Origin of the sequence: Eubacterium sp. LMAG:50 (assembly GCF_008680265.1) — a bacterium.
GTDB classification, from domain to species: Bacteria; Bacillota; Clostridia; order Lachnospirales; family Lachnospiraceae; genus Eubacterium_U; species Eubacterium_U album.
Map to the genome: position 1 here is coordinate 755,787 of NZ_NALP01000007.1, position 20,135 is coordinate 775,921.

Consider the following 20,135-nt stretch of genomic DNA (forward strand, 5'->3'; position numbering starts at 1 on the left):
AAGTGGAAATACATTAAATTAAGCAAAAAATCGGAGAAATAATTATGTTAAATGTATTGTTGGTGGATGATGAAAAATTAGAGAGGGTTTTAATTCGCAAAGGATATAAATGGGAAGAAAATGGTTTTAAGATTGTAGGGGAAGCAGCGTCCGGAAAAGAGGCATTGGAATATATAAATTATCATGAGGTGGATATTGTGGTGACTGATATTAATATGCCGGGAATGGATGGCCTACAATTTACTGAAGCACTATTGAAAGCACATCCTAAATGCAGGGTTGTAATTGTAACAGGATTCAGGGAATTTGAATATGCAAGAAAAGCTATCAATTTAGGTGTTGACGAATTTCTTTTAAAGCCAATTAACATAAAAGAAATAAGTGAAGTGATGGCTAAATTAAAAGAGGAGATTAACCAGAGAAACAAAGAGGCTACAGAGGTGGCTAAATTAAAAGAAAGCATGGAGAATAATTATGACATACTAAAAGAAAGTTTTCTTTTAAGGCTTGTTGAAAATAGAATAGATGAAGAAGAAGCAGTGAAAAAAATGGATACATATAACTGCAAAGAACTTCTTGATGGTTGTGTATGCATAGATGTAAAAATTAAAGATAATCAGGAAGAGGAAAATTATAAAAAAGTTTATGAGTTAGTTCAAAATCAAAATAACGACAATATGATTTCGTTTGTTCATTTTATGCATAATATAATAATTTATGTTGTAAATAAAGATTTGGATGAATGCATTAATTATGCAGAAGCATTGCATAAAAAATTAAATAAGATTGGAATAACCGCAACCATCGGAATAAGTGGTGAAAATATAGGATTTTGTGGCATTGCATCGGCATATGGTCAGGCAGATAAGGCGCTTGGAGTTTCAGTTTTGCTTGGAAGAAACAGAGTGGTTACATATTCTGAATACCAGGAGGTTATGAAGCAAAATAATTCTAAAATAGAACTTGACTGGGATAAATTTGCGGAAGCTATAAATAATTGCAGGGAAGAAGAGGTGCTAAAGTATATTGAAGGTTATATTGAAGTGATAAAAAAAGGCAGGATAGCTGACGAGGAATATTTGAAACTGATGACTATGACAATTATATTAAGAGCGGGAGCTACACTTAACAAATATGGAGCAAATTTGTATCAGTTAATAAATGAAGAGGACGTTTTTAAGGATGTAAGAGCGATTAGAAGTGTTACAGATGCCTTAGAATGTGCCAAAGGATATATTAAAATTGTTTATGAATATCATAATCAAAAAAAATCTAAACGTAATAAAAATGTTATAGAAGATGCTTTAGAGTATGTTAATAGAAATTTATACAATTCAGAACTTTCATTAAAGAAAGCGGCGACGGATTTATATATAAATGAAAGTTATCTAAGTAGGGAGTTTAAGAAGACGTACGGAGTCAGTTTTATAGAATATGTATCTGAAAAGAGAATAGAGGCAAGTAAAAAAATTCTTAAGCAGACTGATTTAAAAGTGTATGAAGTTGCGGAAAAAGTTGGGTTTAAAGATTCACATTATTTCTGCATTTGCTTTAAAAAGCAGACAGGAAAGACAGTAAAAGAATACAGATGTTAATAAAAAAGGTTAAAAATTTATAGTAAAATTTTTAACCTTTTTTAGTCAAAATATTAAATTGAGATAGAGAATCTGATTAAGTATACTTTGAATATCAAATAAATTGAGGAGGATTTATAATGAGAAAAAATTTATTTAAGAAAGTGTTGGCGCTTACTTTAGCTTCAACAATGGCATTCTCAATGGCAGGATGTGGTAGCAAAGGTGGTAGCAGCGATGCTAAAAATGACGACGGTACAATTACATTAAATGTATGGCATCAGTGGTCAAATGATACTAATGAACTTAAGGGCAAATATGAAGAGGCAGTTAAAGCTTACGAAAAAGAAAATTCAGGTGTTAAGATTAAGACAGAAACTTTGGATACAGAAGCTTACAAGACAAAGATTAACGCTGAATTTGCCGGAGACGCAAAAGGAATCGACGTATTCTATTGGTGGGGTGCAGGTACAGCAAAGAAGTTAGTTGATGCAGGAAAAGTTATGGCATTAGATGACTATGTAACTGATGATGTTAAGTCAAAGATTTTAGAAGGTTCAACATCAGCATTTGAATTTGATGGAAAATTATATTCAGTACCAATGTTTTCATGGTATATGACATTATTCTGTAACAAGACAATGTTTGACAAGGCAGGAGCTACATTACCAACTACATACGATGAATTAGTAGATGCAGTTAAGAAATTAAAGAAATTAGATGGTGTTACACCAATGGCAGCAGGTGCTAAAGACGGATGGAATGCAGCATTCGTATATCAGGCATTAGCTTTAAGAGAAGTAGGTGCAACAGGCGTTAACGAAATGTTATCAGGAAAGAAAGAATTCGGAGATGAAGGATTCAAGAAAGCAGCACAGAAAGTAAGTGATTTATATGAAATGGGAGCATTTGGGGACAATCCTTTAGAACAGGGAAATGATGACGCAAATGCAGCATTTGAAAATGGAAAAGCAGCTATGAGACTTATGGGAAGCTGGTTTGCAAACAATGTATACACAGACGATGCAGCAACAATTAAACCTGAAGAAGTAGTAGCATTAAAGATTCCAACAATCGCAGATGGAAAAGGTGAAGCAACAGATTACTGTGGTGGATTCGTTGAATCATTCTGGGTTAACAATAACACTAAATACAAAGAAGAAGCAGCTAAGTTCTGTATTTACATTAATGAAAAAATGGGCGTAGCTTCATATGAAACAGGATCAGGATTCAGTGGATGGACAACTCCTGCAGATGAAAGCAACTTAAACCCATTATTTATCCAGATTAAAGATTTATTAGCAGAAGGAAAACAGGGTGTACTTGCTTGGGATACATCATTAGAATCAGAACCGGCAGCAGTACATAATGAACAGGTTCAGACATTATTTGCAGATGGCGCAGACATTGATGCATTTATAGATGAACATAAGGCAGCTATTAACGGTAAATAATAAGTGAGGCAGGTAGTGTTATGGAAAAAATGCTTGGAAATAAGAAATACATATTAATATTTATATTACCGGCGCTACTATTGTTTTTAGGATTTACCTTGATTCCATTAGTTACGTCAGGAATTTACAGTTTTTTTGAATACAATGGAATTGGAACAAAAACCTTTATTGGTATAAAAAACTACATACAATTGTTTACTGAAGACAGATATTTCCCACTTGCAGTAAAGAACTCTTTGATTCTTGTAGTGGCATCAGTATTTATTCAGTTACCTATATCATTAATTTTAGCTTTGGTATTATCAAGAGGAGTAAAAGGTGACGGATTTTTTAGAACGGTTTATTTTATTCCGGTTGTAATATCAAGTATGGTTATAGGACAGTTGTGGCTTAAAATGTTTAATAATGACTACGGTGTAATTAACACCGTAGTCAGATACTTCAATCCTAAATATGAGCATTCCTGGCTTACAAAAGATGCTTTTATGACAGTTTTGATTCCATCTATATGGCAGTACATAGGATATCACATGATTATTTTTTATGCAGGTATAAAGTCTATTTCGACAGACTATTATGAAGCAGCTCAGATAGATGGAGCGTCAACGTTGCAGGTTCATATGAAAATTACATTACCTTTACTTGTTCCGGTAATAAAAACATGTGTAATATTTGCAATAACCGGATCATTAAGAGCCTTTGACCTTGTTTATGTTATGACAGGTGGAGGTCCAAACCACATAAGTGAAGTTCCCGCTACGCTAATGTACAATAATTTATTTAGAAAAGGTTTGTATGGATATGGAAGTGCACAGGCGTTCTTTATAGTAATAGAGTGTCTCATATTTACATTTATAGTTAACAGAATATTTAAAAAAGCAGAGCAGAATGTTTCAGCAGTATAGGAGGGCACAATGAAAAAGAAAAAAATTATGGGAGCAATAAAATTTGCTGTCTTATTATTAATTGCTTTAACTCAGTTGTTTCCACTATATTGGCTTATAACATTTTCGTTAAAAAGCAACACGGAAATATTTGGTGAAAATGTAATTGGACTTCCTCATGTATGGAGATGGGATAATTATGTGACAGCATTGAGCTCATCAAATTTAATCAGATATTTCCTTAATTCAGTATTTTATTCAGTGGTTACGGTAGTAGCAGCAGGAATAATTTCATCAATGGCAGCATATGCCATTTCAAGAATGATATGGAAATTAAGAAACCTTGTATATGGGTTATTTATGATTGGAATTATGATACCAGCGCAGGCAGCATTGTTACCATTGTTTCAGATTTTAGATAGACTGGGACTTAAAGGTGGATATTTAGGATTGTTAATTCCTTACATTGCCGGAGCGCTTCCTATGAGTATAATGATTCTGGTAGGTTTCTATAAAGGAATTCCAAGAGAAATGGAAGAAGCGGCTTATATTGATGGATGCGGAATTTTTAAATGTTTTATACAAATCATATTCCCAATGGTTAAATCAGCCATTGCAACAGCTTCAATATTTACATTCTTAGGAACATGGAATGAATTGATGTTAGCAAATACATTTGTTGACAGTGATGAGTTCAGAACACTTCCTGTAGGTATTATGTCACTTGCCGGACAGTATTCGACAGAATGGGGATTAATTGGAGCAGGTATGGTAATTGCAACATTGCCAACAATTATTATCTACTTCTTCTTAAGTAAGCAGGTACAGGAAAGTTTGGTAGTAGGTGCAGTAAAAGGATAAATTAATTTATCCAAATAATTTTATGGATGCAGGTATTGTGAAAGTGTATTACACAAAACAATCCGTAAGATATCTTATTAACACAATGTTATATAATTAGTATTGATAAACATATCAACTAGAACTCTCAATAGTTTGTTTATCATACCAATTAATTATATAGGTTATCATTAATAATTGTTATGTCAATTATTACTAATAGTTTTCTTTTTTATGGTACTACCGCTTTACAAATGTAGATTTGTGAAGCGGTAGTTTCTTTATGGGTATAAAAAGAGTAGATTTGGAGGCTGTTAGAAGGTTGCTTAAAAGATAAAACACTAAATACTTCTTAATTCCTATTGAAAAAGTATGAATTATGTTCTATAATATATTTATATTATTGAAGACAAAAGATGCCTGAGAAGTATTTGACGTTATAATTGTTGCAATTTTAATTAACGATTACGCAAAATAAATTTATATTATAAATTTAGGCATCTGTTAAATAATGAAAACTAATAGGAGATGTAAATATAATGAAAATTTCTACAAAGGGAAGATATGCATTGAGATTAATGCTTGATATTGCAGAACATTCGGAGGGAAATACACCGGTAAGTATAAAAGATATTGCAAAGAGACAGGAAATATCTGATAAATATTTGGAACAGATTATTTCAGTTTTAAATAAAGCCGGCTATGTAAGAAGTACAAGAGGACCTCAGGGTGGATATTTATTAAAGAAAAAACCGGAAGAATATACAGTAGGAATGATTTTAAGATTAACAGAAGGCTCATTAGCTCCTGTTGCATGTGTGGAAGATGATGCAGAACCATGTGAAAGAATGACAGGATGCGCAACTGTTAGAGTATGGCAGAAGATAAATGATGCAGTAAAAGATGTAGTTGATAATATTACATTGGCAGATTTAGTTCAGTGGCAGTTAGAAGAAAATCAAACAAATGACTATTGTATTTAATCTAAATTAAATAAATACAACATAAAATAAGTGGAGCAGATGAAAAGCGTCTGCTCTTTATATATGTGATTCATAATAATTCGGTTAAAAAACCGGAGCGTTTGTACCGATTCCATTAGTTAATTTAACAATTGGAGGCAGGTATAAATGCTCCGACTTTTTTATTATAATAAAATTACACGTCTAATAATTTATTAACAGCATCCTGAATTTCAGGATGGTTTCTGTATTGTTTTATTAATTTTACTTCGTGACTTGTAAGATTAATAGGTTCTTCATCCGTGTATCCAAAAGTGCCTAAAATATTTTCAATATTATAAATTTCGCATAACATAAGCAAGGTATCAGCATTAGGTTGAGTTTGACCGCTTTCCCAGCCATATATGGTCTTTTCGGCAACGTTTAAAGATTTTTCTTTGAGTATACCTGATACATCACGCACACTCAATTTGTTTAACTTTCTATAATTTTTTAATACTTCAGAAATCTTTGCATTCTTCATCTTATTTACCTCTCTTTTCAATAATATAGTAAGAAAAAATTTACGTCAACAAATTCTCTTTTACAAAGAAAAAACTTCATTGCAATTCTCTTAAACAAAGAATATAATGTAGATATTAGTAAAATTTTCTTGGGAAACGAGAATGGTGGTATCGAATGAATAATCAAAAGAAAAGTAATAGCAGGGTATCTGAAAATATAGTTGAGTATATAAAACGTAATAAAATTTCAGTTGCCCAGATAGAAAAAGATACAGGGATACATATGTCAGAATTCATAGATAATAATGCGGATTTTAGCGCAGGTGAATTCTTAGAACTATGTTCCTATCTGCATTTGGACCCGAAAGATATGAGATAACATTTGCAGATAAGAAAATAAGAGCAAATCTGCATTTAACTAACCCAAGGGATATGAGATAGGTGATAAAGTGCTTAAATACGTATGTAGAAATGACAATATAAAGACAAAAAGCAGCACATGTCCGGTGTGTGGAGAAAGAACTGAATTAGAAAAATCAGACATTTACTGGTGTGATAATTGCAAGGTTCCGCTATTTCAAAGTGAGTGTGAATGTTGTAGTGGAAAAGGGACAAGAATAACAACAGATATAAGACCGGTATTCCCGGAAGAAAGACTGCTTTTAGAGATTTTATTAGATAAAATTCCTGGGACATATGAGAAGGATTCAGTATGGAACTGTTCCGGGAATAAATATTTAATTAATGGTAAACGAATTAAATTTTCAGTTAAAGAATTAAAAAATAAAGATGTTGATGATATTAGAAGTAAATATGAAGAAGCATCAAAAAATATAAGTTATGAATATTTTGAACAATATGCAGATAAATTTGTTCAGGCGAACAGAAGCAGATACGAATTCATTGTAAGAGAAGCAGTGGATTACATTAAAAATTCTACAAAAGATTACACGGCAAAAGATATGTTTGTATCTTTCTCAGGGGGAAAAGATTCCACAGTTACATCAGATATAGTTATGAGGGCGTTAAGTGAGCCAAAGATATTACACATATTTGGAGATACTACATTAGAATTTCCGGAAACAATGAGATATGTTGATAGGTTTAAAAAAGAACATCCCCAAACTCCGGTTTTATCTTCGAGAAACAAGGATAAGGATTTTGAAGAACTATGTAAATTAGTGGGACCACCAAGCAGAGTAATGAGATGGTGCTGCACAATATTTAAAACCGGTGCGATACAAAGAAAGATAAAGACTTTATTTAGAAATAAAAACAAAATAATAACATTTTATGGAATAAGACGAAGTGAGTCTGCCAGTAGAAGTAAATACGAAAGAGAAACAGAAGGCTCTAAAATTACAAAGCAAATAACAATATCCCCAATTATAGACTGGATGGATTTTGATGTCTGGTTGTATATGCTTACAACAAAAATAGATTTTAATTATGCGTACAGATTGGGATATGCAAGAGTAGGATGCTGGTGCTGTCCAAATAACAGTGGATGGTCAGAATTTTTGTCAAAAATTCATATGCCACAGCAGTCGGAAAGGTTTAGGCAGATGCTAATTGATTTTGCAAAACAGATTGGAAAACCGGACCCTGAAGTATATGTAGATGATGGCAAATGGAAAGCACGTCAGGGTGGAAATGGCGTAGATTATGCAAAAAAGACAGCAGTTTCTTTTGAACCATGTGCATTGGAAGAAAATGCATTTAATTATGAACTGCAAAGACCGATTTCAGAACAATTGTATGAATTGTTTAAACCATTTGGATATCTAAATTTTGAATTTGGAAATAAACGACTTGGAGAAGTTTATGTTACGAGAAAAGATGGAAGACTAGTGCTTAAACTTCAGGGAAGAATTGGAAGTACAACGTTAAAAGTAACGATAATCGATTACAAAATAGATGGAGCTGCAAGTGTTAAGGCAGCAGAAGACAAAGTTAAATGTCAGATTACTAAATATCAAATGTGTATGGGATGCAGGGCGTGTGAGAGTATATGCAAGCATAATGCAATTGTTATTAAAGAAGATAAGGAAGGTAATCTTGATTATAAGATTTTGGATGATAAATGTGTAAGATGTGCTGAATGCGTTAATCATTATACGGCAGGATGTTATATGCGAAAAGTATTAGCAACGAAAAAAGGATAAAAATATGACAATAAAACTTAAAGGACATGAAACATTTACAATACGTGAAGGTTGGCTTGATAAAGGGTTAAAAGCGGTAAGTGACAATGGAAAAGTTTTTTCTGAGAACTATGGAGCAGATGCTTTAGGAGTTGGAAGCAATATGGCGAAAGCTATCAGATACTGGCTTAAAGCGGGGAAATTTATCGAGGAATCGCCTAAAAACGGAGCAAAGTTAACTGATATTGCAAAGATAATAAAAAATAATGACGAATATTTAGAGGATAGTTTTGCATTGTGGATTTACCATATAAATCTTGTATTTAATAAGGATATGGCAACAACATGGTATTTATTTTTTAATGAGACGAATATGGATGAATTCACTAAAGAGGAAATTGAGTATATTATTCTTGGAAAAATGCAAATATTAGCTGAAGGAAAGAAAATATCAGAGCGTTCATTAAGAGATGATATTTCGGTTCTTTTAAATATGTATGTGAAAGAAAGAATAGAAGATTATGATCCGGAAGAAAAGAAAATATCTCCATTTGCAAAATTAGGATTAATAAAGAAGGATAGGGATAGATATTTTAAAACACAGCCTGATAGAGAAGTATTGATAAACGAAGTATTTTTATATGCATTGATGAAATATTTTGAAGAAAAATCCAAAGATTCTGTTGGAATAGATGAATTGTTAAATGCACCATTGTCCCCGGGCAGGGTTTTGAATTTGAAAAGAATTGCATTAAATGAGTATTTAGATAATCTTGCGACTTTAAATTACATAACAGTAAATAGAACGGCAGGACTTGATATGGTTTATTTGAAGAAAAATATTCCATTAAATGAAATAGTAGAAAAATATTACGAGAAAAATTAAAGATAAACTGTGAAGGAGCATAATATGAGCCAATTAAAGGATTTTATTGAAATAGACAAGAAATTTCAGAATTCAATAAACTTACAACTGGATATAGACAATAGAAAAAAACTCAACAGTTATATACCTACACGTTCATCAATAAATATATTAAATGGATTTCTTGAGAACGTTATTAATAATAAAGAAAAGGCAAATATCCTTATTGGACCATATGGAAAAGGCAAATCACATTTATTGTTGGTTTTATTGGCTATTCTTAAAGAATCAGAAGATAAAACAACAGAAAAACTTTTAAATAAAATAGAAAAAATATCAGATGTGACAGCCAATAACGCAAGACTTATTCATAAAGAATATAAGCCATTTTTGCCAGTTATTATTTCAGGAACGGACAGGGATTTAAATCATGGGTTTGTACTTGGATTAATGGAGGCTTTAAAGAAAAATGATTTGATTGACATTGCTCCTGATAGTGATTACAGCAAAGCTGTTGAAGTGATTGAAAATTGGAAAAATAAATATAAAAAAGTCTATAAGGAATTTGAGAATATTTTAACAGGTTATGAAACTAACGTTAAGGAATTAGAAAAAAGCCTTAAGTCAATGAATCGTAATGGGTTAGAAATTTTTAAGAAAGTATACCCTGAATTGACGGCAGGAAGTGAATTCAGACCGATGGTTCAGGACAATGCAATGACACTGTATAGAGAAATAAGCATTGCACTTAAAGAGCATGGATATGGTGGCATTTATATTATTTTTGATGAATTCAGCAAATATATAGAAGGGCATGAAAGGGAAACATTTGCCTATGATATGAAGATACTTCAGGATATGTGTGAATTGGCAAATAATTCAAAAGAACAACAGATACATATTACATTTGTTGCCCATAAAAGTATAAAAGAGTATGGAAATGCATTGCCTCAGGATATGATTAATGCATTTAAAGGTGTAGAAGGCAGATTAAAGGAAATAAGATTTATTGTATCAGCTCAGAATAATTATGAACTTTTGCAACATGTAATTAAGAAAAAAGGAACAGAATATAAAACATGGCTAAAAGAGGAAAATAATAGTGAAATTATTAAAGAATCTTATAAAATACCATGTTTTCAAAGTATGTTTAAATTTAGCGACTATCAGCAGATAGTTGTAAAGGGAGCATTCCCAATGTTGCCTATAACAGCGTATGCGTTACTTAATATAAGTGAAAAAGTAGCCCAAAACGAGCGAAGCATTTTTACTTTTTTGGCAAATGACGAAAAGGGAAGCCTTGTCAATTTAATTGAAAACGGAGCAGATGAATTGCTTTCAGTAGATGTAATTTATGATTATTTTAAAAATTTATTTAAGGAAAGTATTTCACTTACAAATATTCACAATGAGTGGCTAAAGGCAGATTATGCTTTGACTAAGGCAGAATCTTTAGGTGAGGAAAAAGTAATTAAGGCTATAGCCATACTTCATATGATTAATAAAAATGAAGAGGTACCGGTAAAAAAAGAAGAAATTCGTCTGGCTACAGGACTTAGTAAAGAGGATTTTACAGGATATTTGCAGAAATTAGAAAACAAGGAAATTGTAAAATACCGTAATAAACTTGGAATATATACTTTCAAAAATAATATTGGAATTAATTTGGATAAGTATATGAACCAGATGATTGAAAAGCAGTCATTAAGCTTAAATTGGGCAGAAGAGTTTGCAAATATTTCTGAATTAGAATATGTACTTCCTAAAAAATATAACAGGGAATACACTATGACACGTTTCTTTAAATATGTGTATATGACACAGGAACAGTTTCTTAGTGTAAAGAATTCAAACTATTTGTTTGATACATATAAAGCTGACGGATTAATTGTATGTATTGTAATGTTAAAAGAAAATGATGCAAATGAAGTAAAGGCGCATACAGATAAGCTTAAGGATGAAAGAATAGTAGTAATTTATCCTAAAAAAGCATTTGGACAGCAGCAAAGCATCAGAAAATTAAAAGCCGTAAAGGCATTGCTTAAAGATAAGAATTTTATAGATGAAAATAAAGTTTTACAACAGGAACTCGAATTATATAGAGATGATTTAATTTTTGAAATTAATGGAGAACTTGAAAGTCTTTATATGCCTGAAAATGGAAATGATATTTGCTTTTACAGTGGACGTGATAGTGAAAAATTAAAATTTGAATCAGAAAAAAATTTTAACAGATTTTTAAGCGATATATGTTCTTCGTATTACGAAAATGCTCCTAAAATTAATAACGAGCTGATAAACAGACAGAATGTTTCAGCGCAGATTAAAAAAGCAAGAAATCAGATAATTGATGCTATTCTTGGAGAAGAAGACTTATCGGGATTTGAAAAAGGGACAAGTTCAGAATCAACTATTTTCAGGGCAACATTAGTTCATACAGGGATAATGGACAATAATGAATATGAGGCAGGATGCGAGAAAATTTTAAAAGAGATAAGAGATTTTATAGGTAAATGTGCCGGTAAAAAAACATCTTTTGATGAGTTGTATTCAAAAATAATGGGAGAAAAATTTGGTGTAAGAAAGGGAGTAATACCTATTTTTCTTGCAAATGAAATTGTAGGTTTACAGGATACACCAATTATTTATCTTCGAGACAAAGAAGTAGATATATCAAGCGAAATACTAAATAACATAAATGAGAAACCGGAAGAATATTTCCTATTCATTGAAAAAGAAAATATGGAAAAGGAAAAGTATCTCAATTTTTTAGAAGAAAACTTTATTACTGAGGAAATAAAGAAAAAGAAACAGTCTAAAATGCAGAGATTAAGCAATATTGTTGAAAGCATGCACAGATGGTATAGGTCAATAGACCAATATACTCTTACATTTACAAAACAAATTTTCAATAAAAAAGAAAATGGATATATAGAAGAGGAAACATTTGAAAAAATAAAGAAATTCAGAAAGATTTTTAAAGGGATAGAGTTAAATCCAAGAGAAGTATTATTTGAAAAAATACCGGAAGCAATTTGTGGAAATATTGATGATAATGCATATGAAAAATGCACACATGAAGTTTTAAAAATAAAGAAATGCATGAGTGAAAATCTGTATTTTACAAAAATAAAAACTGCAACGGATATAAAGAAGGTTTTTGGCGAGAAAGCAAATGACAGTCTTGGTGAATGTCTAAAAACATGGTATGTAGAGCAAAGTGAAAAAGCAAAGTCACATATTTTTGCAGAAAATATAACAGGTTTTATGACTTATATCGGACAGCTAAAAACTAATGACGAATTAGAAATCGTATCTAGAGTGTGCAAGATAATTTCCGGAATTTATATAAATGACTGGAAGAATGATTCTTTTGAACAATTTATGGATGAATTGGCGAGAGTAAAGGCGAGCGTTGAGGCAGTAAAGGAAAATAATGAATCAGGCTCAGGCGAAAACAGAATTTATATTGAAAATGGTGGAAATAAGATAGAAAGATTTTATGAGACTGATGATGACGACAGCACAAGTTACTTTTTACAAAATGCTATTGAAGAAGCATTAGAAGAATTTGGGGATACGTTGGAACTTAATCAAAAAGTTTCGGTACTTGCAAAGGCATTGGAGGATTTATTAAGCAAATGAAATTAACTTATTTGGATAATGGGGCAACGACATTTCCTAAACCTGAAAAAGTATATCAGGCAATGGATGATGTAAATAGAAATCTGGCTGTAAATGCCGGACGAGGCTCGTATGATTTGGCTAAGAAAGCTACAGGTTTAATAGATGAAACAAGGACAAAAATGCTAAGTCTTGTTAATGGAGAACAGGTAGCTGATGTTATATTTGCACCTTCAGCAACAATTGCACTTAACATGATTATAGGTGGTCTTGACTGGAGTGAAAATGACATATGTTTTGTTTCTCCATTTGAGCATAATGCAGTAATGAGACCGCTCAAAAAAGCCCAGGATGAAAATAAATTTGAAATTAAGCAATTACCTGTTATTAGAGAAAATATGACAATTGATTTGGAAAAAATGGAATATTTATTTTCTGTTAATAATCCGACAAAGTTGTTTATAACACATATAAGTAATGTTACAGGATATATTTTACCGGTAAAACAGATTGTGAAAATTGCAAAAAAATACAATTGTAAAGTGATTATAGATGCTTCACAATCGCTAGGATTAATTGATATAGATTTGATTAATATGCAGGCGGATTTTGTTGTGTTTGCGGGTCATAAAAATATGTACGGACCATTTGGAATAGGTGGATTTTATATGAGAAAAGGAGAAAAAATTAATCCTTTTATTGCAGGAGGAACAGGTAGTGATTCACTCAATTTGAATATGCCGTCATCAATTCCGGGAATGTTTGAACCATCGAGTCCAAATATAGTTGCAGTTGCAGGACTAAATGCTGCAGCAGATGTTATTAAAGAAGAAAGTGTAGATTATTTTAAACACGAGAAGGGACTCACGGATTATCTTATTTCTGAATTAAATAAAAATAGAAATGTAGTTATGTATTTGCCACCTAAAGATGCACATGTAGGAATTGTGGCATTTAATATAAAAGGTTATAAAGCGTCAGATGTAGGAATGATTCTTGATGAAGATTACAGCATTGCCGTTAGAACAGGGTATCATTGTGCACCACTTGTACATGAATATTTGGCAGACACAGATTATGTAGGTGTGGTTAGGGCAAGTCTTGGAAGATATACCACGAAAGATGATGTGGACAGGCTGATTATGGCAGTGGAGGAAATTGGTGAGGAATAATGAGTTTTAGAGATTTAAAAATACAGGTTAGGTATAGAAGTGATGAAAATGATATACCAAAGGATTTTTTAATACCGGTACTGGAAAAAAGTGTGATTTATAAAAGGTCAGTAGGGTTTTTCTCAACATCTGCTCTTTCAAATATTTCAATAGGTTTATTTGCAATGGCACAAAATAATGGAAAGGTGGAACTTATTTGCTCACCGAGACTTTCAGAAGATGATATAGAGGCCATTAATTTAGGATACAAAACAAGAGATGAAGCTTTTACAGAGGCTTTGCAGATTAGTATTAAATCACCTATAGATTATTTTGAAGAAGAAAGATTGAATCTTGTTGCAACTATGATTGCAAGTGGAATGCTGGATTTAAAAATTGCATTTATGGAAAATGAGAACGGAATAAGTTTATATCATGAGAAATTAGCAATATTTGAAGATGAATTTGGGAATAGAATAGGATTTACAGGTTCGCTTAATGAATCAGAGAATGCATTTAATGATAATTTTGAATCGGTATATACATTTTGCAGCTGGAAGGACGAAAGTCAAAAGGATGGCGTAGAAAATATAGAACAGGATTTTGATAGAATGTGGAATGACTGCACAAAAAAATTGTGCATAATTCCATTTCCAAAAGTCATTATAGAAAGGTTAAAACAATTTAAAAAAGATAAAGTTGATTATGATACAGACAAGAAACAGTTTGATTATCATGATTTTATAAAACCTGAGAAAATATTTAAAATCCCTGATAATGTCAAACTGAGGGATTATCAGATTGAAGCAATAAACGGATGGGAACAACAGGGATATAAAGGAATATTTTCAATGTCAACAGGATCGGGAAAATCATTTACTGCTTTAGCCTGTATGGCACATTTGGCTGAAAAGGTGGATGAAAAACTGGCAGTGTTTATTGTATGCCCATATATACATTTGGTCGGACAATGGGAGGAAGATGTAGTTAACTGGGCATGCAATCCTATAATAGCTCATTCAAAGTCATCAGATAAAAAATGGGATTTAAATTTAGTAAAGGCATATAAGCGATTTAGAAATAATGGGAAACCATTTGTATGTATAACTACAAATGATACTTTTGCAAGTGAAAAAATACAAAATATTATACATAGATTAAATGAAGAACAAAATGTACTTTTGATAATTGATGAAGCACATAATTTTGGCTCGGTTAGATTGTCAAATATGTTGCCTGAAAATATTAAATATAGAATTGCTTTATCAGCAACAATAAAACGACATATGGATAAAAAAGGGACTCAGAAGATTTTTGATTATTTTGGAGATGAGTGCATAGTTTACGATTTGGAAAGAGCGATAAAAGAAGGTGCCTTATGTAAATATAAATATTATCCTATACCGGTATTTTTGGATGAAGATGAATTGGACAAATATTCATATCTTACGGAAAAGATAAGGAAGTTTGTTGTCGAAGAAGAAGGAAAAGTAAAAATATCGGAGGAGGGAAAATTATTAGTTTTCAAAAGGTCAAGATTGTTGGCGGGTGCAAGAAACAAGCCAAAAAAATTAATGGAATTGATGGAAAAGTATAAGAATGAAGACAGTATTTTGGTCTATTGTGGAGCGACATCAATGGAAAATGAAGATGAAGACAAAGAAACTGTTGATTTGGTAAGACAGATAGATGGTGTTACGGAAATGATAAACAAATCATTAGGAATGAGGGCTCATAGGTTTACGGCAGAAGAAGACTTATATGAACGTCAGGAGATAAAAAAATATTTTCAAAATGGTTTATATCAGGTAATTACGGCTATTAAATGCTTAGATGAAGGCGTAAATATTCCGGGAATTAAGACTGCATTTATTATGAGTAGTTCAAGAAATCCAAAGGAATTTATTCAAAGAAGAGGAAGGCTTTTGCGAAAAAGTTCAAATAAAGAATATGCAGAAATTTATGATTTTGTAACTTTACCAAGAAAATTGACGGATGTGGCTTACGACGATTTTGAAAGGGATAGGTCAATTATAATTGGAGAACTGTACAGAATTAATGAATTTGCAAAGTTAGCTGACAACAGAATAGTAGGTGAAAGTCTTATGGCAGATATTATGAATTCATATAGTGTATTTTTTGATATCGACGAAGAAATAGAAAAAATGGAGGAGTATTACGATGGATGAAAAAAATCAGGTTGAGAAACAGGTAGTTAAGGAAATGTTTGATGAAATACGTAAAATGGAAACAAGAAATGTACGAAGTAATGAATATAGTGATAAGCAAATGGTTGATTGGATTTGTACAAAAATTATGAAAAAAGCACGTAAGGATATGGAGGGAACGGTATGAGATTTAGAAAGATTAAATTACATAATTTTATGAGATATAAGGGAGATAATGAATTAAATTTTTCATGTAATCCGGAAAAGAATGTAACAATTATATTAGGTGATAATACATTTGGAAAAACGACAATTGCTCAGGCGTTTAGATGGGTATTATATGGAAATGTAAATAAAACTAATTATGTGGATGATGTAAAAGAAATTACACTTTTAAATAATGAGGTTATTGCGTCCCTTAGACAGAATGAGATTGCGGATGTAAAAGTCGAACTTGTTGTTGAGGACGGGGATAAAACTTATGAATTTATAAGAACTCAAAAGTTTAGAAAAGTATATGATGATCCGGGAGATTTAACAGTTTTACCTGTAAATATAACTCCATTTTTGGATATGAGTGTGAATGGTGGAGGGCTTATAAGTAATGCCGGTAATCGTGATAAGAATCATCCGTCAGGATGTGTACAGAAAACTATAGAAGAGATGTTCCCTGAAAAATTATCGAATTATTTATTCTTCGATGGTGAAAGATGGAGCCAGACTAAAAACAAATCAGAAGATATAGAAAAATCAATAAATATTATTTTAGGTATTTCGTCAATTCTTAAGATGACAGAACATTTAAAAAATGGAAATTCCGAATACAGGACAAGTGTGTTAACTAAATTAAGAAGAAGTGTAAAAGGATCTACGGATGAATTTAGAAAGACAGAGTATGCAATAAAAGAGATAGACAAAAAAATATGGGAAACTAAAGAAGCAATTGAAAACAAAACTAATGATCTTGAAATGGCAAGACAGAAAGCTGAAGAATTAGATGAAATCCTTAATGAAAACAGCAGTATGGAACAACAGCAGAAGGAATTGAAAAGCAATGAAAAAAATCTAATAAATGAAAAAGGGCATGCCAGAAGATATTATGCAGATATTATAAATTTGCTTAGTAAGTCAGATAAATTTTTTACAAGTGAATTACTTCCAAGAATTGAAGTAATATTAAATGAAGTTGACATTGAAGGAAAAGATATCCCGGGAGTTACTTCAGATACTATAGACTGGCTTCTTAACAATGGGGTATGCCTATGTGGTGAAAAACTAGAAGAAGGTAGCTCGCATTATGAAACTATGATTAAGTTGAGACAGGATGTATATCCAAATAAGATTGGAGGCCCGGCTAAATCATTAAAGTTAAAACTTGCTAATTGGAAGCACGATAATTCAGAGTTAGTTTCAGAAATTAGAGAAAAATGTAGGAACTATGAAGATACACAGGATGATGTCGAAGAAATAGAAAGAAATATAGAAAATCTGGAGCGAAAGATTGACAGAAAACTAAATCTTGAGGATGTGAGAAGAAAGTATAGGAATTTTAAGAATAGATGCAATGAGTGTGAAACAACAATAAATTCATATAATTATCATTTGGAAAATTTACAAAAAGAAAAAGATAGCCTAACAAAACAGTTAGATGGAATAGCAAAGCAGGATAGAGAAAATGCAGTTGTATATAGAGCCATCGCATATGCAGAAGCATTATTTGAAAAAGCAGATTACAATGTGAAAGCCAGAAAAAGTAAAACTTTGGAAGAATTAAACGCCCTTATTAGTGATAATTATGAAAAAATGTTTAACAGCAATGAAAAGTATGCAAAATTAGAGGACGATTATAAGATGCATATGTATTACAAAGCAGGAGGAGAGGAAAGGAACCTTTCAGAAGGAGAAGTTACAGCAATTAATTTTGTATATATAGTTAGCATTTTGGAATTGGCAAAGAGAGAAAAGAGCAATCAGGAAGAAAAAGAATCAGTGTTAAGTCTTCCTTTGGTTCTCGATGCACCATTTTCAAAATTAGGAACTCAAAATATAGGACTTATTTCAAGAAAATTGCCGGAATTTGCTGAACAGGTAATTATATTTATGCTTGATAAGGATTGGGAGGCATCAGGCCTTGATAAATATACATTAGATGATTATTGCTACAGGGTAGAAAGAGAATATTCTGATGTAAGTTCAACTATAGTTGGAAATGGAGGGGTAAAATAATGGAAGAAAAAAAGTATGACTATTTTAAAAATGAAGATTTTGTATTACACGGAAGATATGCTAAATATGTTGATGCAATGTGGGTACAGGGAAAAATTGAGGATCATAGCAGATTTAAGAGACTTGTAGATTTATATGCTGTGGGTGCCATAATTGGACTTAGAACAGGTAATAAAAGAGCTGATGATTTTGAAACAGATGATAAAAGAACAGTTCAATTAAAACAGATTGCAGGAGAGTATGACAGGTTTAAAACTATTATGCAGGTTATTTTGCTAATTGACGATAGCAGAAATATGACGCCGGAAGAGAAAGCAAGAATTGCATTTGATACAAATGACAAAAGCGAATATAGATACAAGGAAGATATGGAGTTATTTAATTCATATGCGAGAGGCGGTATAGAGTACCTATATAATAAGCTTGTATTGCGTTCCACAAAAGAAGATGATGAATTTGTAGACGCAAGAGTAGCAAATATAATGGCACTGTTTAATGATGATATGCAAGGTGAAGCGATGTAGAGTGAAAGAATAAGTGTTAATAATGAAGAGGAGTGTAGAGAAGAGTTAGAGAATAGATGCAATAATTTTATTGGAAGTTTAATGCAACATATTGGTCACTTACTCCAGAAATATCACATAATGTTTATATTGCGCAAACCTGCAAATAATGTTACACTTTGAATATAGAATATTCTAACTAAAATTAAAAATTTGGCCGGAGTTTGAAGGGAGTATAGTTGCAGAAGTGGGAACAATTAGGGCTTTCAGATAATTTTATTTTTCAGAAGGTAATGTTAAATGAAGAATTATGCAGAAAGATATTAACTGAAATAATTGGCATAGAGGTTTTAAAAATTAAATATGTAGACTATGAGAAAACTATAGCAATAAGAAATGATGCTAAGGGAATAAGGCTAGATGCATATATTAAAGGCGACGATGCCGTATACAGCGTGGAAATGCAGAATTTAAGTAAAGACAATCTGAAGAAAAGAAGTAGGTATTATCCTGATATGATTGATTTAGATTTACTTGAAAGAGGATGTAGATATAAGAATTTGAATAATACATATGTGATATTTATATGCGATTTTGATTTGTTTGGAGAGAAACAATATAAGTATACTTTCACAAGTAAGTGTGAAGAGGTTCGCGGATTGGCTTTAAATGAAGGAAGAACAACAATTTTTATGAACACGAAAGGACAAATCGGAGACGTTAGTGAGGATTGTAAACTTTTTCTTAAAGCGGTCAGGAGCCAGTTTACTGCTGATCCTTTTTCTGCTATATTAAAATCAGAAGTGGAACGAATAAAATCAAGTACAGAATGGAGGAGCGAGTATATGCGTTTAAGTGAATGGCTTGAGGATGAGAAAGAGTTGGCACGTGAAGAAGGAATGAAAGAAGGCAGAGAAGAAGGCAGAGAAGAAGGCAAACAAGAAGGTTTACAGGAATTTTTAGTAACATTGGTTTGCAAGAAATTAATCAAAGGTGAAAGTTGTGAACAGATAGCTAAACAGTTGGAGGAGAGTGTTGATTCTATTGCTAACATAAGAGACATAGCTGAAAATACTGAGCCTAAATATGATGTAGAGAAGATAATGCAAGAGATTTCAAAATAGCAGAAATCAAAAATGCCGGTAATATTAATTTATTGCTGGTATTTTTTGATGAAAAAATTTTTTATGCAAAATAAAATAGTAAATATAATGAATAAAATTTATATTGCAAATAA

General features: G+C 31.7%; 16 protein-coding genes. 15 read left to right on the forward strand and 1 reads right to left on the reverse strand.

The annotated features are described in order from the left end of the window. Positions 1-44: 44 nt before the first annotated feature. The 5 genes from CCC31_RS08650 to CCC31_RS08670 all read left to right on the forward strand — a co-directional run bounded on the left by CCC31_RS08650 (position 45) and on the right by CCC31_RS08670 (position 5,735). Positions 45-1,595: a response regulator gene (locus CCC31_RS08650; RefSeq protein WP_290850917.1), complete on the forward strand. Its 1,551-nt coding sequence runs from the start codon at positions 45-47 to the stop codon at positions 1,593-1,595. Between the two features lie 119 nt (positions 1,596-1,714). Continuing rightward, the gene (locus tag CCC31_RS08655; RefSeq protein ID WP_260979027.1) at positions 1,715-3,028 is read left to right on the forward strand and encodes an extracellular solute-binding protein; all 1,314 of its coding nucleotides are present in this window, start codon (positions 1,715-1,717) and stop codon (positions 3,026-3,028) included. A gap of 20 nt (positions 3,029-3,048) precedes the next feature. Next, complete coding sequence (locus CCC31_RS08660) at positions 3,049-3,933, forward strand: sugar ABC transporter permease (protein WP_022088454.1); 885 nt, start codon at positions 3,049-3,051, stop codon at positions 3,931-3,933. Between the two features lie 9 nt (positions 3,934-3,942). Continuing rightward, on the forward strand, positions 3,943-4,773 hold the full coding sequence (locus CCC31_RS08665) for a carbohydrate ABC transporter permease (RefSeq protein WP_290850920.1): 831 nt from the start codon (positions 3,943-3,945) through the stop codon (positions 4,771-4,773). A gap of 518 nt (positions 4,774-5,291) precedes the next feature. Beyond that, a complete protein-coding gene (locus CCC31_RS08670) occupies positions 5,292-5,735 on the forward strand; it encodes an Rrf2 family transcriptional regulator (RefSeq protein ID WP_117910260.1) in 444 nt (147 codons plus the stop codon). A gap of 175 nt (positions 5,736-5,910) precedes the next feature. Here CCC31_RS08670 and CCC31_RS08675 read toward each other — a convergent pair whose 3' ends face one another. Continuing rightward, positions 5,911-6,237, reverse strand: coding sequence for a helix-turn-helix domain-containing protein (locus tag CCC31_RS08675; RefSeq protein ID WP_117910773.1), 327 nt, complete (start codon positions 6,235-6,237; stop codon positions 5,911-5,913). Positions 6,238-6,392: 155 nt separating this feature from the next. Here CCC31_RS08675 and CCC31_RS08680 point away from each other — a divergent pair, with 155 nt between their 5' ends. The 10 genes from CCC31_RS08680 (at position 6,393) to CCC31_RS08725 (ending at position 20,022) form a co-directional block, all read left to right on the forward strand. Continuing rightward, a complete protein-coding gene (locus CCC31_RS08680; RefSeq protein WP_022088450.1) occupies positions 6,393-6,596 on the forward strand; it encodes a transcriptional regulator in 204 nt (67 codons plus the stop codon). A gap of 70 nt (positions 6,597-6,666) precedes the next feature. After that, complete coding sequence (locus tag CCC31_RS08685; RefSeq protein WP_199522704.1) at positions 6,667-8,382, forward strand: phosphoadenosine phosphosulfate reductase family protein; 1,716 nt, start codon at positions 6,667-6,669, stop codon at positions 8,380-8,382. A 4-nt stretch (positions 8,383-8,386) separates the two neighbouring features. Then, entirely contained in the window at positions 8,387-9,247 is an 861-nt protein-coding gene (locus CCC31_RS08690; protein ID WP_290850924.1) for a DUF4007 family protein, read from the forward strand. Positions 9,248-9,271: 24 nt separating this feature from the next. Next, a complete protein-coding gene (locus tag CCC31_RS08695) occupies positions 9,272-12,871 on the forward strand; it encodes a hypothetical protein (RefSeq protein WP_290850926.1) in 3,600 nt (1,199 codons plus the stop codon). Then, positions 12,868-14,022 (forward strand): aminotransferase class V-fold PLP-dependent enzyme, encoded by a 1,155-nt coding sequence (locus tag CCC31_RS08700; RefSeq protein ID WP_290850928.1) that lies wholly within the window; start codon positions 12,868-12,870, stop codon positions 14,020-14,022. Before CCC31_RS08695 ends, CCC31_RS08700 begins: the two co-directional genes overlap by 4 nt. After that, complete coding sequence (locus CCC31_RS08705) at positions 14,022-16,190, forward strand: DEAD/DEAH box helicase family protein (protein ID WP_290850930.1); 2,169 nt, start codon at positions 14,022-14,024, stop codon at positions 16,188-16,190. Before CCC31_RS08700 ends, CCC31_RS08705 begins: the two co-directional genes overlap by 1 nt. Beyond that, complete coding sequence (locus CCC31_RS08710; protein WP_260979032.1) at positions 16,183-16,356, forward strand: hypothetical protein; 174 nt, start codon at positions 16,183-16,185, stop codon at positions 16,354-16,356. Before CCC31_RS08705 ends, CCC31_RS08710 begins: the two co-directional genes overlap by 8 nt. Beyond that, positions 16,353-18,395, forward strand: coding sequence for an AAA family ATPase (locus tag CCC31_RS08715; protein ID WP_290850932.1), 2,043 nt, complete (start codon positions 16,353-16,355; stop codon positions 18,393-18,395). The genes CCC31_RS08710 and CCC31_RS08715 overlap by 4 nt, the downstream gene beginning before the upstream one ends. Then, positions 18,395-18,919 (forward strand): hypothetical protein, encoded by a 525-nt coding sequence (locus CCC31_RS08720; protein WP_260979034.1) that lies wholly within the window; start codon positions 18,395-18,397, stop codon positions 18,917-18,919. Before CCC31_RS08715 ends, CCC31_RS08720 begins: the two co-directional genes overlap by 1 nt. 218 nt (positions 18,920-19,137) lie before the next feature. After that, positions 19,138-20,022, forward strand: a complete 885-nt coding sequence (locus tag CCC31_RS08725; RefSeq protein WP_290850934.1) for an Rpn family recombination-promoting nuclease/putative transposase — start codon at positions 19,138-19,140, stop codon at positions 20,020-20,022. Positions 20,023-20,135 lie beyond the last annotated feature (113 nt).

Excerpts from the sequence above, each read along its gene's own strand:
- CCC31_RS08660 (WP_022088454.1), top strand. The coding sequence starts at position 3,049 with ATGGAAAAAATGCTTGGAAATAAGAAATACATATTAATATTTATATTA.
- CCC31_RS08695 (WP_290850926.1), top strand. The coding sequence starts at position 9,272 with ATGAGCCAATTAAAGGATTTTATTGAAATAGACAAGAAATTTCAGAAT.
- CCC31_RS08690 (WP_290850924.1), top strand. The coding sequence starts at position 8,387 with ATGACAATAAAACTTAAAGGACATGAAACATTTACAATACGTGAAGGT.
- CCC31_RS08665 (WP_290850920.1), top strand. The coding sequence starts at position 3,943 with ATGAAAAAGAAAAAAATTATGGGAGCAATAAAATTTGCTGTCTTATTA.
- CCC31_RS08670 (WP_117910260.1), top strand. The coding sequence starts at position 5,292 with ATGAAAATTTCTACAAAGGGAAGATATGCATTGAGATTAATGCTTGAT.
- CCC31_RS08650 (WP_290850917.1), top strand. The coding sequence starts at position 45 with ATGTTAAATGTATTGTTGGTGGATGATGAAAAATTAGAGAGGGTTTTA.
- CCC31_RS08675 (WP_117910773.1), bottom strand. The coding sequence starts at position 6,237 with ATGAAGAATGCAAAGATTTCTGAAGTATTAAAAAATTATAGAAAGTTA.
- CCC31_RS08715 (WP_290850932.1), top strand. The coding sequence starts at position 16,353 with ATGAGATTTAGAAAGATTAAATTACATAATTTTATGAGATATAAGGGA.
- CCC31_RS08720 (WP_260979034.1), top strand. The coding sequence starts at position 18,395 with ATGGAAGAAAAAAAGTATGACTATTTTAAAAATGAAGATTTTGTATTA.
- CCC31_RS08710 (WP_260979032.1), top strand. The coding sequence starts at position 16,183 with ATGGATGAAAAAAATCAGGTTGAGAAACAGGTAGTTAAGGAAATGTTT.
- CCC31_RS08655 (WP_260979027.1), top strand. The coding sequence starts at position 1,715 with ATGAGAAAAAATTTATTTAAGAAAGTGTTGGCGCTTACTTTAGCTTCA.
- CCC31_RS08700 (WP_290850928.1), top strand. The coding sequence starts at position 12,868 with ATGAAATTAACTTATTTGGATAATGGGGCAACGACATTTCCTAAACCT.
- CCC31_RS08705 (WP_290850930.1), top strand. The coding sequence starts at position 14,022 with ATGAGTTTTAGAGATTTAAAAATACAGGTTAGGTATAGAAGTGATGAA.
- CCC31_RS08680 (WP_022088450.1), top strand. The coding sequence starts at position 6,393 with ATGAATAATCAAAAGAAAAGTAATAGCAGGGTATCTGAAAATATAGTT.